The 15,510-nt window shown below is 72.2% G+C and carries 13 protein-coding genes; 5 read left to right on the forward strand and 8 right to left on the reverse strand.

Annotation, left to right across the window (positions count from 1 at the left end; genetic code table 11):
* Positions 1-19: 19 nt before the first annotated feature.
* Positions 20-844, reverse strand: coding sequence for an orotidine-5'-phosphate decarboxylase (pyrF, locus tag QTI20_RS26030; protein ID WP_183025248.1), 825 nt, complete (start codon positions 842-844; stop codon positions 20-22).
* Positions 845-1,064: 220 nt separating this feature from the next.
* Here pyrF and QTI20_RS26035 point away from each other — a divergent pair, with 220 nt between their 5' ends.
* Positions 1,065-5,033 carry an autotransporter domain-containing protein gene (locus QTI20_RS26035; RefSeq protein WP_286555535.1) on the forward strand — a complete coding sequence of 1,323 codons (3,969 nt, stop codon included), beginning with the start codon at positions 1,065-1,067 and terminating at the stop codon, positions 5,031-5,033.
* A 66-nt stretch (positions 5,034-5,099) separates the two neighbouring features.
* On the opposite strand, the gene QTI20_RS26040 is transcribed toward QTI20_RS26035, so the two are convergent.
* From QTI20_RS26040 to tsaB, 3 genes are read right to left on the reverse strand one after another with little or no spacing between them, the layout of a single operon-like run.
* Positions 5,100-5,873: a uracil-DNA glycosylase gene (locus tag QTI20_RS26040; protein WP_286555533.1), complete on the reverse strand. Its 774-nt coding sequence runs from the start codon at positions 5,871-5,873 to the stop codon at positions 5,100-5,102.
* Positions 5,870-6,370, reverse strand: coding sequence for a ribosomal protein S18-alanine N-acetyltransferase (gene rimI, locus QTI20_RS26045; protein WP_286555532.1), 501 nt, complete (start codon positions 6,368-6,370; stop codon positions 5,870-5,872). The genes QTI20_RS26040 and rimI overlap by 4 nt, the downstream gene beginning before the upstream one ends.
* A complete protein-coding gene (tsaB, locus tag QTI20_RS26050) occupies positions 6,367-7,068 on the reverse strand; it encodes a tRNA (adenosine(37)-N6)-threonylcarbamoyltransferase complex dimerization subunit type 1 TsaB (RefSeq protein ID WP_286555530.1) in 702 nt (233 codons plus the stop codon). Before tsaB ends, rimI begins: the two co-directional genes overlap by 4 nt.
* Before the next feature lie 123 nt (positions 7,069-7,191).
* On the opposite strand from tsaB, the gene dacB reads away from it, so the two are divergent.
* Together dacB and QTI20_RS26060 are read left to right on the forward strand one after the other, a co-directional pair.
* Positions 7,192-8,619: a D-alanyl-D-alanine carboxypeptidase/D-alanyl-D-alanine endopeptidase gene (gene dacB / locus QTI20_RS26055; protein WP_286555528.1), complete on the forward strand. Its 1,428-nt coding sequence runs from the start codon at positions 7,192-7,194 to the stop codon at positions 8,617-8,619.
* 106 nt (positions 8,620-8,725) lie between these two features.
* Complete coding sequence (locus QTI20_RS26060; protein ID WP_286555527.1) at positions 8,726-10,327, forward strand: alpha/beta hydrolase family protein; 1,602 nt, start codon at positions 8,726-8,728, stop codon at positions 10,325-10,327.
* Positions 10,328-10,330: 3 nt separating this feature from the next.
* On the opposite strand, the gene QTI20_RS26065 is transcribed toward QTI20_RS26060, so the two are convergent.
* From QTI20_RS26065 to purE, 3 genes are read right to left on the reverse strand one after another with little or no spacing between them, the layout of a single operon-like run.
* Positions 10,331-11,332 carry an L-threonylcarbamoyladenylate synthase gene (locus QTI20_RS26065; RefSeq protein WP_286555525.1) on the reverse strand — a complete coding sequence of 334 codons (1,002 nt, stop codon included), beginning with the start codon at positions 11,330-11,332 and terminating at the stop codon, positions 10,331-10,333.
* Positions 11,333-11,336: 4 nt separating this feature from the next.
* On the reverse strand, positions 11,337-12,524 hold the full coding sequence (locus tag QTI20_RS26070; protein ID WP_286555523.1) for a 5-(carboxyamino)imidazole ribonucleotide synthase: 1,188 nt from the start codon (positions 12,522-12,524) through the stop codon (positions 11,337-11,339).
* Positions 12,521-13,078, reverse strand: coding sequence for a 5-(carboxyamino)imidazole ribonucleotide mutase (gene purE, locus QTI20_RS26075; RefSeq protein WP_183025256.1), 558 nt, complete (start codon positions 13,076-13,078; stop codon positions 12,521-12,523). Before purE ends, QTI20_RS26070 begins: the two co-directional genes overlap by 4 nt.
* Before the next feature lie 36 nt (positions 13,079-13,114).
* On the opposite strand from purE, the gene QTI20_RS26080 reads away from it, so the two are divergent.
* Complete coding sequence (locus QTI20_RS26080; protein ID WP_286555521.1) at positions 13,115-14,035, forward strand: tetratricopeptide repeat protein; 921 nt, start codon at positions 13,115-13,117, stop codon at positions 14,033-14,035.
* Positions 14,036-14,075: 40 nt separating this feature from the next.
* Positions 14,076-14,516 (forward strand): META domain-containing protein, encoded by a 441-nt coding sequence (locus QTI20_RS26085; RefSeq protein ID WP_183025258.1) that lies wholly within the window; start codon positions 14,076-14,078, stop codon positions 14,514-14,516.
* Between the two features lie 22 nt (positions 14,517-14,538).
* Here QTI20_RS26085 and QTI20_RS26090 read toward each other — a convergent pair whose 3' ends face one another.
* Positions 14,539-15,447: a phosphoribosylaminoimidazolesuccinocarboxamide synthase gene (locus QTI20_RS26090; RefSeq protein ID WP_286555519.1), complete on the reverse strand. Its 909-nt coding sequence runs from the start codon at positions 15,445-15,447 to the stop codon at positions 14,539-14,541.
* Positions 15,448-15,510 lie beyond the last annotated feature (63 nt).

The following is a 15,510-nucleotide window of genomic DNA, read 5'->3' on the forward strand; positions in this document are numbered from 1 at the left end:
CCGGCGCTGGAAACGGCGTTCAGCCCTTGGCGGCCTCGAGCCCGTCGCGGGTGCGCATCGCCTCGCGCCGGGCCGCGTCGGCGAAATCGTCGCCGTCCGAGGCGTAGCAGATCGCGCGCGAGGAGTTGACGATGATCGGCGCGTCGGCGCGCCAGCCGGCACGCACCGTCGCGACCGCATCGCCACCCTGGGCGCCGACGCCGGGGATCAGCAGCGGCACGGTGGGCGCGAGCTCGCGCACGCGCTCGATCTCGGCCGGGTAGGTGGCGCCCACCACCAGGCCGAGCTGGCCGTTGAGGTTCCACGGGCCCTGCGCGAGCCGCGCGACATGCTCGTACAGCAGGGGCTCGCCCTCGACGCTGGCCAGGCGCTGGCCTTGCAGGTCGGCACCGCCCGGGTTGCTGGTGCGGCACAGCAGGAAGGCGCCCTTGCCCTGGTACTTGAGGTAGGGAGCGACCGAGTCGAAGCCCATGAAGGGCGACAGCGTGACGGCGTCCGCGCCGTAGCGCTCGAAGGCCTCGATCGCATACTGCTCGGCGGTGGAGCCGATGTCGCCGCGCTTGGCGTCCAGGATGATCGGCACCTGCGGCGCGACGCGGCGGATGTGCTCCATCAGCCGCTCCAGCTGGCCCTCGGCGCGGTGGGCCGCGAAGTAGGCGATCTGCGGCTTGAAGGCGATCGCCAGGTCGGCAGTCGCGTCCACGATGCGGGCGCAGAAATCGTAGATCTTGTTGGCGTCGCCCTTGAGGCGGGCCGGGAAGCGGGTCGGTTCGGGATCGAGCCCCACGCACAGGAGAGAGCGGTTCTGCAGTTCCGCGGCGCGCAGTTGTTCGATGAAAGTCATGGCGGGAATTTTAGGTGCCCGGTGGCATGCCCCCGGCGCCCGGCCGGCACGCACGCCGCCTTCGAGCCCGCCACGGCAGGCGGGCCGCGCGCCTCGTGGCGGATTTTCACCATCAGTTGGCAGAAATGACGCCCTCTTTTGGGGCAGACCCTCTGGCGCCCAAACGTATCAATAAGTCACAATTATTTCCTTTTGTGAGACAAATGGAAGTTTCCGACCTATGAACCGCATCCATCGCACCGTCCTCAACCGCGCGCTCAACGTCTGCCAGGCCGTGTCCGAAGTCGCTTCGGGCGGACGCGGCGGCGCCGACGCCAGCGCCTCGGCCACGGCCCTGGGCAGCCATTCCGGCGCCAGGCTGTCCGCGCTGGCGGGTGCCTGCTTGCTGGCGTTGGCGGCGATGGGCGCGGGCCATGCCCGGGCGGCCGGCCCGGTGGACGTGCTGGCCGGAACCGACCAGGTCTTCACCGGCAGCGACAGCGCCGACGGCCTGGTGATCAACGTGGCGCCGCGGCCCGTGCCCGAGGCCGGCATCAACAGCGGCTTCCTGCAGTTCAAGGACAACAGTTCGGTCGGCAACGCCACGGTGAACAACCAGGGCTCCGTCGAATTGCGCGACAACGCAAATGCGGGCAGCGCGCGCATCACGAACAGCGGCGGCGGCGGTACCGTGTTCTGGGAAAACACCACGGCCGGCACGGCGCAGATCCTCAACAAGGCCGGCGGCGAAACCCTGTTCTGGTACGACAGCTCGGCTGGCAACGCCACGCTGACCAACGAAGCCGGCGGCACCGTCGAATTCTGGGATAACAGCTCGGGCGCCGCCGCCACCGTGATCAACAAGGCCGGCGGCACGGTCGACATCCGCTCCATGACCTTGCCTGGTGTCGCCATCGGCTCGCTGCAGGGCGACGGCCGCGTGCGGCTGGGCAGCAAGGCCCTGACCTTCGGCGGCCTGAACACCGACACCACCATCGGTGGCGTGATCTCGGGGAACGGCGGCGCGCTGGTGAAGATCGGCACCGGCACCACCACGCTGACCGGTATCAACACCTACACCGGCGGCACCACGATCGACGGCGGCATGATCGCGGCGGGCGTGACGGGCGCGCTCGGCAACGGGCCCGTGGCGGTCCATGCCGGCGGCGGCCTGCGCTTCGAAGGCAGCGCCAATGCGGAGAACCTGGTCATCACCGTGGCGCCGCGGCCCGTGCCGGAAGCCGGCATCAACCAGGGCTTCCTGCAGTTCACCGGCAACAGTTCGATGGGCCGGTCCACAGTCAACAACCAGGGCGACCTGGAACTGCGCGACAACGCCAGCGCAGAAAGCGCCAGCATCACCAACAGCGGTCGCGGCGGCACGGTGTTCTGGGGCATCACCAAGGCCGGTACGGCACAGATCGTCAACACGGCCGGCGGCGAAACGCTGTTCTGGGACCAGAGCTCCGCGGACCACGCCACGCTGACCAACGAAGCCGGCGGCACCGTCGGGTTCTGGCAGGAGAGTTCGGGCGACAACGCCACGGTGATCAACAAGGCCGGCGGTACCGTCGACATCCACTCCATGACCTTGCCTGGCGTCGCCATCGGCTCGCTGCAGGGCGATGGCCGCATCCTGCTGGGAGACCGTCAGCTGACCCTCGGCGGCCTGAACACCGACACCACCATCGGCGGCGTGATCTCGGGGAACGGCGGCGTGCTGGTGAAGATCGGCACCGGCACCACCACGCTGACCGGCATCAACACCTACACCGGCGGCACCACTGTCAATGGCGGCATGATCGCCGTCGGTACGACGGGCGCGCTGGGCAGCGGCCCCGTGGCGGTCAATGCCAACGGCGGCTTGCGCTTCGACAGCAACACCAGCGCCGGCGACCTGGTGATCAACGTGGCGGCACGGCCGGTGCCGGAAGCGGGCATCAACCAGGGCTTCCTGCAGTTCGTCGACAACAGCTCGGTCGGCAACGCCACGGTGAACAACCAGGGTTCGTTCGAACTGCGCGACAACGCAAATGCGGGCAGCGCGCGCATCACGAACAGCGGCGGCGGCGGTACCGTGTTCTGGCAAAACACCACGGCCGGCACGGCGCAGATCCTCAACAAGGCCGGCAGCGAAACCCTGTTCTGGGACAGCAGCTCGGCCGGCAATGCCACGCTGACCAACGAAGCCGGCGGCAGCGTCGGGTTCTGGGACAACAGCTCGGGCGCCACCGCCACCGTGATCAACCAGGCCGGCGGCACCGTCGACATCCGCTCCATGACCTTGCCTGGCGTCGCCATCGGTTCGCTGCAGGGCGACGGCCGTGTGCGGCTGGGCAACAAGACCCTGACCTTGGGCGGCCTGAACACCAACACCACCATCGGTGGCGTGATCGCCGGCACCGCCACCGGCGGCGCGCTGGTCAAGACCGGCACCGGCACGCTCACGCTGACCGGCACCAACACCTACGCCGGCGGCACCACCATCAGCGGCGGCACGCTGGTGGGCCATGTGAACAGCTTCGGCACCGGCGCGATCGTCGACAACGCGGCGCTGGTGATCGACCAGGCGAGCGACGGCACGCTGGCCAATGCGCTGTCGGGCAGCGGCAACCTGAGCAAGACGGGCGCCGGCGTGGTGCGCTATACCGGCGACGGCTCGGCCTTCACCGGCAGCACGCAGATCCTCGGCGGCACGCTGCTGATCGACAGCGTGCTCGGCGGCAGCACCAGCATCGGCAGCGGCGCCACGCTCCAGGGCACGGGCACGCTGGGCAGCACCACGCTGCTGGCCGACTCGACGGTGGCGCCCGCCGGCAGCGGCATCGGCACGCTCCAGATCAACGGCGACCTGCGCTTCGACGCCAAGGCCAAGTACCAGGTGCAGGCCGCGGCCGATGGCCGCAGCGACCTGATCCGCGTGAGCGGCACCGCCACGCTGGGCGGCGCCTCGGTGGTCGTGCTGGCAGCCGACGGCAGCTGGAACCCCGTGACGCGCTACACCATCCTCAGTGCCGGATCGCGCGTGGGCACCTTCGGCGGCGTGTCCTCGAACTTCGCCTTCCTCACGCCGGTGCTGAGCTACACCGCGCAGGACGTGCTGCTGGGCCTGACGCGCAACGACCTGCGCTTCGACAGCGTCGGCGTCACGGCCAACCAGCGCGCCAGCGGCGGCGCGATCGACAGCGTGCGCACCGGCGCGCTCTACAACGCGGTGGTGCAGCTCGACGCGCCGACCGCGCGCAGCGCCTTCGACCAGCTCTCGGGCGAACTGCACGCCTCGGTCAAGTCGGCCGCCATCGAGGACAGCCGCTTCGTGCGCGAGGCCGGCCTCGACCGCGCGCGCCAGTCGCTGGGCGGCGTGGCCGCGGCCGACGACCTGGCGGGCCGCGGCGGCCTCTGGGTGCGCGCGCTGCGCTCGCTGGGCAGCAACGCCAGCGACGGCAATGCGGGCAGCATCGACCGCGACACCACCGGCCTGCTGGTCGGCGCCGACACCGCGCTGGGCAGCGACGCCCGCGTGGGCGTGATCGGCGGCTACACCCGCGGGCGCACCGCGCTGGCCGCGCGCGCCTCCTCGGCCGACAGCGACACCTACCACCTGGGAGCCTACGGCGCCAAGCAGTGGGGTGCGCTGGGCCTGCGCGCCGGCGCCAGCTACAGCCTCAGCCAGGTCGAGACGCAGCGCCAGGTCGGCTTCACCGGCTTCTCCGACCGGCTCAAGGGCGACTACGACGCCAAGGCGCTGCAGGTCTTCGGCGAGCTGGGCTGGGCCCTGCCGGCCGGCGGCGGCCTGCTGGAGCCCTTCGCGGGCCTGGCGCATGTGCGGCTGAAGACCGACGGCTTCACCGAATCCGGCGGCGCGGCCGCGCTCGGCGTGGCCGGCGACACCACCAGCACCAGCTTCAGCACCCTGGGCCTGCGCGCCAGTAACGCGGTCGCCCTGGGCGGCCTGCAGGCGACGCTGCGCGGCATGGTCGGCTGGCGCCATGCCTTCGGCGACACCACGCCGACGTCGTCGGCCGCCTTCGCGGGCTCCTCGGCCTTCAACGTGGCCGGCGTGCCGATCGGCAAGGACGTGGCGGTGCTGGAAGCCGGCCTCGACTTCGCCCTGCAGCGCAACCTGACGCTGGGCGTGTCGTACAGCGGCCAGGTCGGCAGCGGCGTGGAAGACCACGGCGTGCGGGCCAATCTGCTGTGGAAATTCTGACGCCGCGCTGAGCGCCCGGCATCGGTCCGGAAGGCGACACGGCGCAGGCCGTGTCGCCTTCGTCGTTCAGGCCTGCGCCAGCTGCGCCGCCGCCAGGCAGAGATCGGCCCAGGCGCGGGCCTTGTCGGCCGGGTTGCGCAGCAGGTAGGCCGGGTGGTAGGTGGCCACCACGGGTAGGCCGCCCCAGGCCGCCATGGGCACGGCACGGCCGCGCAGCCTGCCCAGCGGGTCGCTGCTTTGCAGCAGGCTCTGCGCGGCCAGCGGGCCCATGGCCAGCACCACGCGCGGGGCGAGGGCCTGCGCGTGGGCGGCGAAGCTGTGGTCCAGGGGCTCCGGGCTGCCGTCGCGGCCGGAGGCGACGCCGCGGTGGGTGCGCATCAGGTGCACCGGCCGCTCGCCGCCCTGCAGCTGCAGCGCGCGCAGCATGTTGTCGAGCAGCCGGCCGGCGTCGCCCGCGAAGGGTTCGCCGTGGCGGCCGTCGGCCTCGGGCGGCATGTCGGCCACGATGAGCCAGCCGCCGCCCGGCGAGGCCACGCCGCCATGCAGCAGCCGCGGCGCCTCGACCAGCACGGCGGCGCCGTGGGGGCGCGCGGCCGGTGCGGCGGCCGGGGCCGGGGCCTGCACGGCCGGTGCACGCACCGGGGCCGGCGGCGCGACCGGTGCGGCCATCGGCGCCGGGGCTTCGCGCACGGCGCGGGCGGGTGCCGGCACCTCGGCCACGGCGGCGGGCGCGGCCTCGACCACGGCCGGCGCGGCGCTGGGCCACCAGACCTTGATGCCCATTTCGTCGAGCATGGCGCGCTGGCGCGCATCGAGGTTCATCGTCGATCCTGTGTTCATGCCGTCAGTCCGCCCCAGGCGCTCGTGGGTTCGTCGAGGCGCAGGCTCATCACCACCGCGTCCTCGCGGCCGCCGAAGGCCGGGTAGTAGCCCTTGCGCACGCCGACGCGGCGAAAGCCGTGGTGTTCGTAGATGTGCAGCGCGCGCGCGTTGCTCACGCGCACCTCGAGCCACAGCCATTGCGCCTTCTGGCCGCGCGACCAGCCGGCCAGCGCCTCGAGCATCAGCAGGGCCCAGCCCTGGCGCTGGAACTCGGGCGCCACCGTGATGTTGAGCAGGTGCACCTCGTCGACCCCCTTCATGGCCACGAAGTAGCCGATCACGGTGTCGCCGCCCATCAGCAGCTGGCAGCGGTAGCCCGCGGCCATCGAGTCGATGAAGTTGGCGTGGGTCCAGGGGTGGGTGTAGGCCCGCTTCTCGATCGCGCAGACCGCCGGCAGCCGCTCGACGCTCATGTCGTCGAAGCGGGCTTCGAGGGGCTGCAGGACGGCACTCATGGCGTGGGCGTGGCTTGCTGCTGCGCGGCCTTGAGGGCCGCGCGTTCTTCGGTGGTCTGCGCCACTTTATCGCGAACGTAGAGCGGTGCGGCATCGGCCGGCGCGACCGCGCGGCCGGCCGCCAGCAGCGCCGGCGCGAGCCGCAGCAGGGCCTCGGCGGTGGGCAGCACTTCGTGGCGCGTGACCGCCGGCAGGCGCTCGCCGTAGGCCGCGAAGGCGTTGCCGGCCAGCACCCAGCCCGCGGGCACGGCCACCGCCTCGGGCGCCAGCAGTTCCGCTTCGACCGGGGCATCGATGGGCGCGTCGACGTCGTAGCGCGCCGCATAGACCTGGTCCATGCGGGCATCGAGCAGCGCCACCACGCGCTGCGCGCCGAAACGGTGGCGGGCCTCCTCGGCCACGGCCTGCAGCGTGTCGACCGGCAGCAGCGGCACGCCGGCGCCGAAGCCCAGGCCCTGCGCCACGGCGCAGGCGGTGCGCAGGCCGGTGAAGGAGCCGGGGCCACGGCCGAAGGCGATGGCGTCGAGGTCGGCCAGCGCCAGGCCGGCGTCGGCCAGCAATTGGCGGATCAGCGGGATCAAGGTGGCCGAGGCCTGCGCGCCGCCCGCGCCGCTGTGGGCGAACACGCGCGCGCCGTGGCGCACGGCCACGCTCAGCGTGTCGGTGCTGGTGTCGAAGGCGAGCAGCTTGTCAGCCATGGGCCGCGTCGGTCGTGAAAGCAGGAGGTCGGAAGGCGGCAGGCATCCCCCGATTATCCCGGTGCCGCGCCGCGGCCGCCGCCATGGGGGCAAGCGGCGCCGGCCCGCCGGGATAATGGACCGATGCCTCGTCCCGTCCTGCCCCGCGCCCGCTCCGCCCTCTGCCTCGCCACCCTCGCCGCCTTGTTGCCCCTGGCCGCCGCCGCCCAGGCGCTGCCGCCCGAGGTCGAGGCCGCGCTGGCGCGGGCCAAGGTGCCGCGCGAGGCCGTGACCTTACTGGTGGCCGACGCCGACGGCGTGCGGCCGCCGCGCCTGGCCTGGCGCACCCAGGTGCCGGTGAACCCGGCCTCGATCATGAAGCTGGTCACCACCTACGCCGGGCTCGACCTGCTGGGGCCGGCCTACACCTGGAACACGCCGGTCTACATCGACGGCCCGGTCCGCAACGGCGTGCTCGAGGGCAACCTCTACATCCGCGGCCAGGGCGATCCCAAGCTGGTGATCGAGCGGCTGTGGCTGCTGATGCGGCGGGTGCAGGGCCTGGGCATCCAGAGCATCGCCGGCGACATCGTGCTCGACCGCAGCGCCTTCGACACGCCCGAGGCCGACCCCGCGGCCTTCGACGGCGAGGGCCTGCGCCCCTACAACGCGGCGCCCGACGCGCTGCTGGTCAACTTCAAGTCGGTGGTCATGAGCTTCCAGCCCAACCGCGCGAACTCGACCGCGCAGGTGAGCTTCGACCCGCCGCTGCTCGGCGTGGCGATGCAGTCCACGCTGCCGCTGTCGGCCGGCGAATGCGGAGACTGGCGCACGACGATCGGCGCCGAGGTGGCCGACCCGGCACGCATGGGCTTCAGCGGCAGCTACCCGGCGGCCTGCGGCGAGAAGAGCTGGGCCGTGGCCTATGCCGACCCGGGCCGCTACGCGGCGCGCGCGATCGGCGGCCTCTGGACCGAGATGGGCCATCCCCTCAAGGGCCAGGTGCGCGACGGGCGCGTGCCGCCCGAGCTCAAGCCGGCCTTCGAGCTCAGCTCGCCGCCGCTGGCCGAGGTGATCCGCGACATCAACAAGTACAGCAACAACGTGATGGCGCAGCAGCTGTTCCTCACGCTGGGCCTGCAGCAGAAGAAGCGCGGCTCGCTCGAGGCCTCGCGCAGCGCGATCCGCCAATGGTGGAACGACCGCATCGGCACCGGCGAGGGCCAGCCGGTGTTCGACAACGGCTCGGGGCTGTCGCGCGACGAGCGCATCAGCGCCGCGGCGCTGGCCAAGATGTTGCAGGTGGCCTGGCGCTCGCCGGTGATGCCCGAGCTGATGTCCTCGCTGCCGGCCTCGGGCGTGGACGGGACCCTGCGCAGGCGGGCACTGCGTTCGGGCGGCGCGGCGCATCTCAAGACCGGCACGCTGCGCGACGCGGCCGGCGTGGCCGGCTACGTGCACGGCGCCAGCGGACGGCGCTACGTGCTGGTGGCGATCGCCAACCACGGCAACGCGGCCGCGGCACGGCCCGCCTTCGACGCGCTGGTGGACTGGGCGACGCAGGACAACTGAGCCGGGGCGCCGCGCCACCGGCGCAGGCAAACCCCATTGCATCGGGCGTGGAGCGCTGAACAGAATCGGACGGTCGTTCGATTCCCTTCAACGCAGGAGACACACCGTGCAAAAACAACATCTCTCCACCCCGCTGCGCCACGCAGCGGCCCTCGCGGGCCTCGCGCTGCTGCTCGCGGCCTGCGGCGGCAGCGACGGGGACAGCAGCGTCGTCGTGACGCCGCCGGCCCCCCCGCCCGCGCCGGCGCCCGCACCGCCGCCCGTCGCCGACACGGGCCGGGGCTCGGTGGTCGCCCCGCCCGAACAGGCCGCCAAGCTCTCGGCCGCCGACTTCACGGCCAGCCTGCAGGGCAGTGCCCAGGGCGGCGCGGTGCTGCAGGTGGCGGGCACCCCCAAGTGCGGCGTCGACACGCGCTACCTCGAGTACCGCACCATCGGCGCCAAGAACGAAGCCACCAACGCCACCGCCGCGGTGATGGTGCCCACGGGCACCGACGCGGCCTGCAGCGGCAAGCGGCCGGTGCTGCTCTATGCGCACGGCACCACGGCGGACCGCAACTACAACCTCGCCAAGTGGACCGACAGCACCCAGGCCGCGGCCGGCGAAGGCCTGCTGGTCGCCGCCACCTTCGCGGCCCAGGGCTTCATCGTGGTGGCGCCCAACTACGCGGGCTACGACAAGTCGACGCTGCCCTACCACCCCTACCTCGACGGCGACCAGCAGGGCAAGGACATGGTGGATGCGCTCACCGCCGCCCGCAAGACCTTCGCCACCATCGGCGCCAGCGATGCCGGCACGCTGTTCGTCAGCGGCTACTCGCAGGGCGGCTACGTGGCCATGGCGGCCCACCGCGAGCTGCAGGCCACGGGCCAGGCGGTGACGGCCTCGGCCCCGCTGTCGGCGCCCTCGGCCATCAGCCTGCTGACCGACTACACCTTCCAGGGCTGGCCGGCGCTGGGCGCGACGCTGTTCGTGCCGCTGCTGACGACCAGCTGGCAGCAGCAGTTCGGCAACGTCTACACCACCCCCGCCGACGTCTACGAATCGGCCTATGCCACCGGCATCGACACCCTGCTGCCCAGCCTGTCGCCCGACACGCTGTTCACCTCGGGCAAGCTGCCGCAGCTGGCGCTGTTCCCGGCCGGCGCCATGCCGGGGCCGCTCAACGCCCAGCTCTCGATCTTCTACGGCGCCAACAACCTGGTGCGCCAGAGCTACCTGACGCTGGCGGCCGGCGACATCCAGGCCAACCCCTGCCCCGGCAATGCGCTGCCGGCCACGCCGGCGTCGCTGGGCACGGCGACACCGCTGGGCTGCACGCCGTCCACGGGCTTCCGCAAGGCGGCGGTGGCGAACGACCTGCGCAACTGGACGCCGACCAAGCCGGTGCTGATGTGCGGCGGCGCCAACGACCCGACGGTGAACTTCGTGAGCACCCGCGCGACGCTCGGCTATTTCCTCGCCAAGGGCGTGCCGGCCGCTGCGCTGACGATGGTGGACCTGGAGGACTCGGCCGCGAGCGACGCCTACGCGTCCGCGCGCGCCGGCTTCGCGCAGGCCAAGGCCTCGCTGGCGGCGAACACGCCGGGCACGCCGAGCGACAAGGCCCAGGCGGTCACGCTGGCCTACCACGGCTCGCTGGTGCCGCCCTTCTGCCTGGCCACGGCCCGCGGCTTCTTCCAGGGCGTGCTGGCCGCGGGCAGTTGAGGATCAGGCGGCTGCGGCGCGCTGCAGCCGATCCTTCACCCCTTCCCACTCGGGCGTGTCGGGCGGGGTCTCGACCCAGATCAGCTTGACGCCCTCGGTGTCGAACTCGCGCAGCACCGCGAACAGCTGCTGGGCCGCGGCCGCCGCGTCGTCGGGCATGCGCCGCTGCACCACCCGCTGCGAGCGGTGCTTGAGCGGCGTGCGCGACCAGACGGCGATGTGCGCGGCCTGGGCGCCGAGCACGTCGAGCGCGGCCTGCAGGGCCCGCGCGTCCATCAGCCGCAGCTTGGCCTCGGGCGCATAGTGCGCGGCCAGCGTGCCCGAGGCGCGCGGGTCGGGCGCGGCCAGGTCGTGCTTGTCGCGCAGGGCTTCGCCGCAGGCGGCCTCGATCTGGTCGCGGGTGATCGCGCCGGGCCGCAGCAGCACCGGGGCGCCGCGGCTGCAGTCGACGATGGTCGATTCGATGCCCACGGCGCAGGGGCCGCCGTCGACCACCATCAGCGTCTCGCCGAACTCGGCATGCACATGCTGCGCGGTGGTCGGGCTCACGCGGCCGAAGCGGTTGGCGCTGGGGCCGGACAGGCCGAGCACGCCCTGCGCGGCGCAGGCCTCGAGCAGCGCCTGCGCCACCGGGTGCGCGGGGCAGCGCAGGCCGATGGTGTCCTGCCCGCCGGCCGAGGCCGCGGCGACGCCGGGCTGGCGGGTGACGATCAGGGTCAGCGGGCCGGGCCAGAAGGCCAGCACCAGCTTCTCGGCGAAGGCCGGCAGCGGCTGCGCGAAGTACGACAGCGCCTCGGTGCCCTTGGGGCCGGCCGGCACGTGGACGATCAGCGGATGGTCCGCCGGGCGGCCCTTGGCGCGGAAGATGCCGGTCACGGCCGCGTCGCTGCCGGCGTCGGCGCCCAGGCCGTAGACGGTCTCGGTCGGGAAGGCCACCAGGCCGCCCGCGCGCAATTGCACCGCCGCGGCGGCGATGGCGTCGGGGGAATGGCCGTCGACGATCATGGGTTCATTCCGAAAGCGGGATGGGCAGGCCCAGCACCGCAGCGGCGAAGTCGGCGGTGGCGCGCACCGTGGCGATGTCGGCGCCGGTGATGTTCAGGTGGCCCATCTTGCGCCCGCGCCGCGCCGAGGTCTTGCCGTAGAGGTGCAGGTGGGTGCCGGGCAGCGCCAGCACGTCGGCCCAGGGCGGCTCGGTCGGCGTGGCGTCGTCGCCGTCCTCGAACCAGAGGTCGCCCAGCAGGTTGAGCATCAGCGCCGGGCTGTGCTGGCGCGGCGCGGTCAGCGGCAGGCCGGCCAGGGTGCGCACCTGGAGTTCGAACTGCGACACGTCGCTGGCGTCCATCGACCAGTGGCCGCTGTTGTGCGGGCGCGGCGCCATCTCGTTGACCACCATCGCGCCGTCGGCCAGCACGAAGTACTCGACGCACAGCACGCCCACGTAGGCCAGGCCCTCGGCGATCGAGCGGGTTGAGGCGATCGCGCGCTCGGCCAGCGCGGCCGGCATGTTGTCCGGGTGCACCTCGGTCACGGCCAGGATGCCGTCGCGGTGCAGGTTGCGCTGGGGCGGCAGGTGGACCATCTGGCCGTCGTGGCCGCGGGCCACGATCACCGAGCACTCGAAGTCCAGCGGCAGCAGCTTCTCGAGCACGCAGGGCACGCCGCCGGTGGCTTCCCAGGCGGCGGCCAGCTGCGCGCGCGTGGCGACGCGCTGCTGGCCCTTGCCGTCGTAGCCCAGGCGCGCGGTCTTGAGGATGCCGGGCAGCAGTTCGTCGGCGACCGCGTCCAGCTGGGCGGCGGTCTCGATCACCGCGTGCGGCGCGCAGGCCACGCCGCAGCGGATGAAGTGCGCCTTCTCGCGGATCCGGTCCTGCGCGATCGCCACGGCGGCCGCGCCGGGCGCCACCGGCCGTGCCGCGGCCAGGTGCTCGAGCGAGGGCGCGGGCACGTTCTCGAATTCGGTGGTGATGGCCTCGGCCAGGCCGGCCAGCCGGGCCAGGCCCGCGACGTCGGTGTAGTCGGTGTGGACGTGGTGGTGGCTCACGCGGCCGGCCGGGCTGTCGGCATCGGGGTCGAGCACCGCCGTGAAGTAGCCCATGCGCTGGGCCGTCTGGGCGAACATGCGGCCGAGCTGGCCGCCGCCGAGCACGCCCAGCGTGCTGCCGGGCCGCAGGTAGGGCGTGACGGCGTCGCTCACAGCGCGCCCCCGCCCTGCGGCGAGAAGGGCGACACCGCCGGCGCCACCGGCGCGCCGGCCTCGGGCGGCGGCAGCGTCATGGCCTGGGCGGCCGCGGTCTGGGCCGTGCGGAAGGTGTCGAGCTGGGTGCGCAGCCGCGGATTGCCCACCGCCAGCATGGCGATCGCGAACAGCGCCGCGTTGGCCGCGCCGGCGTTGCCGATGGCGAAGGTCGCGACCGGCACGCCCTTGGGCATCTGCACGATGCTGTAGAGCGAATCGACGCCCTGCAGGTGGCGGCTGGCCACCGGCACGCCCAGCACCGGTACCGTGGTCTTGGCCGCCAGCATGCCCGGCAGGTGGGCCGCGCCGCCGGCGCCGGCGATGATCGCGGCCAGCCCGCGCGGGGCCGCGCTCTCGGCGTAGGCGAAGAGTTCGTCCGGCATGCGGTGGGCCGAGACCACCCGTGCTTCGTGGGCGATGCCGAATTGCTGGAGAATCTCGACCGCGTGACGCATCGTCTCCCAGTCGGAGTTCGATCCCATCACCACGCCGACCTGAATAGTTTGGTTCATGGTCGCAATTTTACGTTTTGCCTCCATCTGCATCCGATGATCGATATCACCCTCGAAAACTTCCAGACCGCGCTGATCGAAGGTTCGGCCACCACGCCGGTGCTGCTCGACATCTGGGCCGAATGGTGCGGACCCTGCAAACAGCTGGGCCCGGTGCTCGAACAGCTCGAGACCGAGTACGCCGGCCGCTTCACGCTGGCCAAGCTCGACGCCGACAAGGTGCCGCAGATCTCGACCCAGCTGTCGCAGATGTTCGGCGTGCGCAGCATCCCCTTCTGCGTGATGTTCGTGGGCGGCCAGCCGGTCGACGGCTTCGTCGGCGCCATCCCCGCCGAGAAGATCCGCGAATTCCTCGACAAGCACGTGCCGGCCGCCGAAGAGCTCGAGGCCGCCGCCCAGGAGGAAGCCGCGCAGGAAGCGCTGGCCGAGGGCGACACCGAGGGCGCGCTCGAAAGACTGCAGCACGCGGTGGCCACCGACCCGGCCAACGACGACGCGCGCTTCGACTACGTCAAGCTGCTGCTGCAACTGGGCCGCGGCGACGACGCCAAGGTGGCCTTCGCGCCGGTGATCGCCAAGGCGCCCGCGGTGCGCCGCTTCGACGCGCTGCAGCGCTGGATGAACGCGATCGACTTCGCCGCGCCGGTCCACGGCCCGGCACCGTCACTGGCCGACTTCGACGCCCGCATCGCGGCCGTCAAGCGCGACTTCGAGGCCCGCTTCGGCCGCGCGCAGCTGCTGATCGCCGGCCAGCGCTGGACCGACGCGATGGACGAGCTGCTGGAAATCCTGATGCGCGACAAGGCCTGGAACGAGGATCTGGCGCGCAAGACGTACATTGCGGTGCTCGAACTCATCGAGCCGCCCAAGCCCAAGGTGGCCGACGGACAGATCCCGCCCGACGATCCGACGGTGGCGACCTACCGCCGGCGCCTGAGCAGCGTCGTGCTGAGCTGAGGCCCTCCCGCCCCTCGTTGTTCCTGAAAGGACCTCTCCCATGCGCCCCTTCGTCCGGCCCACCGCCCTGACCGCACTGCTCCTGTCCGGTGCCGCCCTGCTGGCGGCCTGCGGCACCACGGTGAGCCTGGACGAACCGATCGAGTCGCGCACCTGGCGCTTGGTCAGCATCGGCGGCCAGCCGCTGCCGGTCGACCCCGACCCGCAACGCGGCGCGCAGCTGCAGTTCGACGGCGCGCGGGTCACGGGTTCGGGCGGCTGCAACCGCCTGACCGGCAGCTACCAGCGCACCGGGCATGCACTGAAGATCGAGCAGCTGGCCGCCACGCGCATGGCCTGCCTGGACAACACGCGCAGCATCATCGAGACCGACTTCCTGGCCGCCATCAAGGCGACCACCCAGTACAGCCTGGCCGGCGGCAACCGGCTCACGCTGCTGGACGGCAGCGGCCGCACGACCGCGGTGCTCGAGAGCCGCTGAGCGCGGCCCGCCTCGAACCTCCTCAGCCGGCGGTCAGCCGGTCCAGCGCTTCGCGGTACTTGGCCGCGGTCTTCTCGGTGATCTCGGCCGGCAGGCGCGGCGCGGGCGGGGTCTTGTCCCAGGGCTTGCCGTTGACCTTGGTCGATTCGAGCCAGTCGCGCACGAACTGCTTGTCGTAGCTCGGCGGGTTGGTGCCGTTGGCCAGCGCCTCGTCGTAGCCCTCGACCGGCCAGTAGCGCGAGCTGTCGGGTGTGAGCACCTCGTCCATCAGCACCAGCGTGCCGGCCTCGTCCAGGCCGAACTCGAACTTGGTGTCGGCGATGATCATGCCCTTGGCCAGCGCGATCTGGGCCGCGGTCTCGTAGATCGCGATGCTGGTGTCGCGGATCTGCTGGGCCAGCGTGGGGCCCACCATCTCGACCACGCGGTCGTAGCTGATGTTCTCGTCGTGCTCGCCCATGGCGGCCTTGGCCGCCGGCGTGAAGATCGGGCGCGCCAGCTTGCTGGCGTTGCGCAGGCCCTCGGGCAGCGGCACGCCGCAGACCGAGCGCGATTCCTGGTATTCCTTCCAGCCGCTGCCGGCCAGGTAGCCGCGCACCACCGCCTCGACCGGGATCGGCTTCAGGCGCTTGACCAGCATCGAGCGGTCCTTGACCTGCGGCACCTCGGCCTCGGTCACCACGCTCTCGGGCGCCTCGCCCGTCAGGTGGTTGGGGCACAGGTGGCCCAGGCGCTCGAACCACCACAGCGCCATCTGGGTGAGCAGCACGCCCTTGCCCGGGATGGGTTCGCCCATGATCACGTCGAAGGCCGAGAGCCGGTCGCTCGCGACCATCAGGATGCGGTCGGTGCCGACCGCATAGTTGTCGCGCACCTTCCCGCGCGCGAGCAGGGGCAGGCTTTGGATGGAGGAAGTGTGGACGGTCGTCATGGCGGGGGCGTGATGGAAACAGGGGAAGGGAAAGCGGATTGTGCGCGCAGAAAAAAGCCACCG

The organism is Variovorax sp. J2P1-31 (genome assembly GCF_030317215.1).
In the GTDB taxonomy this organism is placed as follows: Bacteria; Pseudomonadota; Gammaproteobacteria; order Burkholderiales; family Burkholderiaceae_C; genus Variovorax.

What these genes read in the sequence shown, in the direction of transcription:
- QTI20_RS26040 (WP_286555533.1), bottom strand. Translation starts at nt 5,873, where the DNA reads ATGAACACAGGATCGACGATGAACCTCGATGCGCGCCAGCGCGCCATG.
- QTI20_RS26080 (WP_286555521.1), top strand. Translation starts at nt 13,115, where the DNA reads ATGATCGATATCACCCTCGAAAACTTCCAGACCGCGCTGATCGAAGGT.
- QTI20_RS26090 (WP_286555519.1), bottom strand. Translation starts at nt 15,447, where the DNA reads ATGACGACCGTCCACACTTCCTCCATCCAAAGCCTGCCCCTGCTCGCG.
- purE (WP_183025256.1), bottom strand. Translation starts at nt 13,078, where the DNA reads ATGAACCAAACTATTCAGGTCGGCGTGGTGATGGGATCGAACTCCGAC.
- rimI (WP_286555532.1), bottom strand. Translation starts at nt 6,370, where the DNA reads ATGAGTGCCGTCCTGCAGCCCCTCGAAGCCCGCTTCGACGACATGAGC.
- tsaB (WP_286555530.1), bottom strand. Translation starts at nt 7,068, where the DNA reads ATGGCTGACAAGCTGCTCGCCTTCGACACCAGCACCGACACGCTGAGC.
- pyrF (WP_183025248.1), bottom strand. Translation starts at nt 844, where the DNA reads ATGACTTTCATCGAACAACTGCGCGCCGCGGAACTGCAGAACCGCTCT.
- QTI20_RS26035 (WP_286555535.1), top strand. Translation starts at nt 1,065, where the DNA reads ATGAACCGCATCCATCGCACCGTCCTCAACCGCGCGCTCAACGTCTGC.
- dacB (WP_286555528.1), top strand. Translation starts at nt 7,192, where the DNA reads ATGCCTCGTCCCGTCCTGCCCCGCGCCCGCTCCGCCCTCTGCCTCGCC.
- QTI20_RS26085 (WP_183025258.1), top strand. Translation starts at nt 14,076, where the DNA reads ATGCGCCCCTTCGTCCGGCCCACCGCCCTGACCGCACTGCTCCTGTCC.
- QTI20_RS26065 (WP_286555525.1), bottom strand. Translation starts at nt 11,332, where the DNA reads ATGATCGTCGACGGCCATTCCCCCGACGCCATCGCCGCCGCGGCGGTG.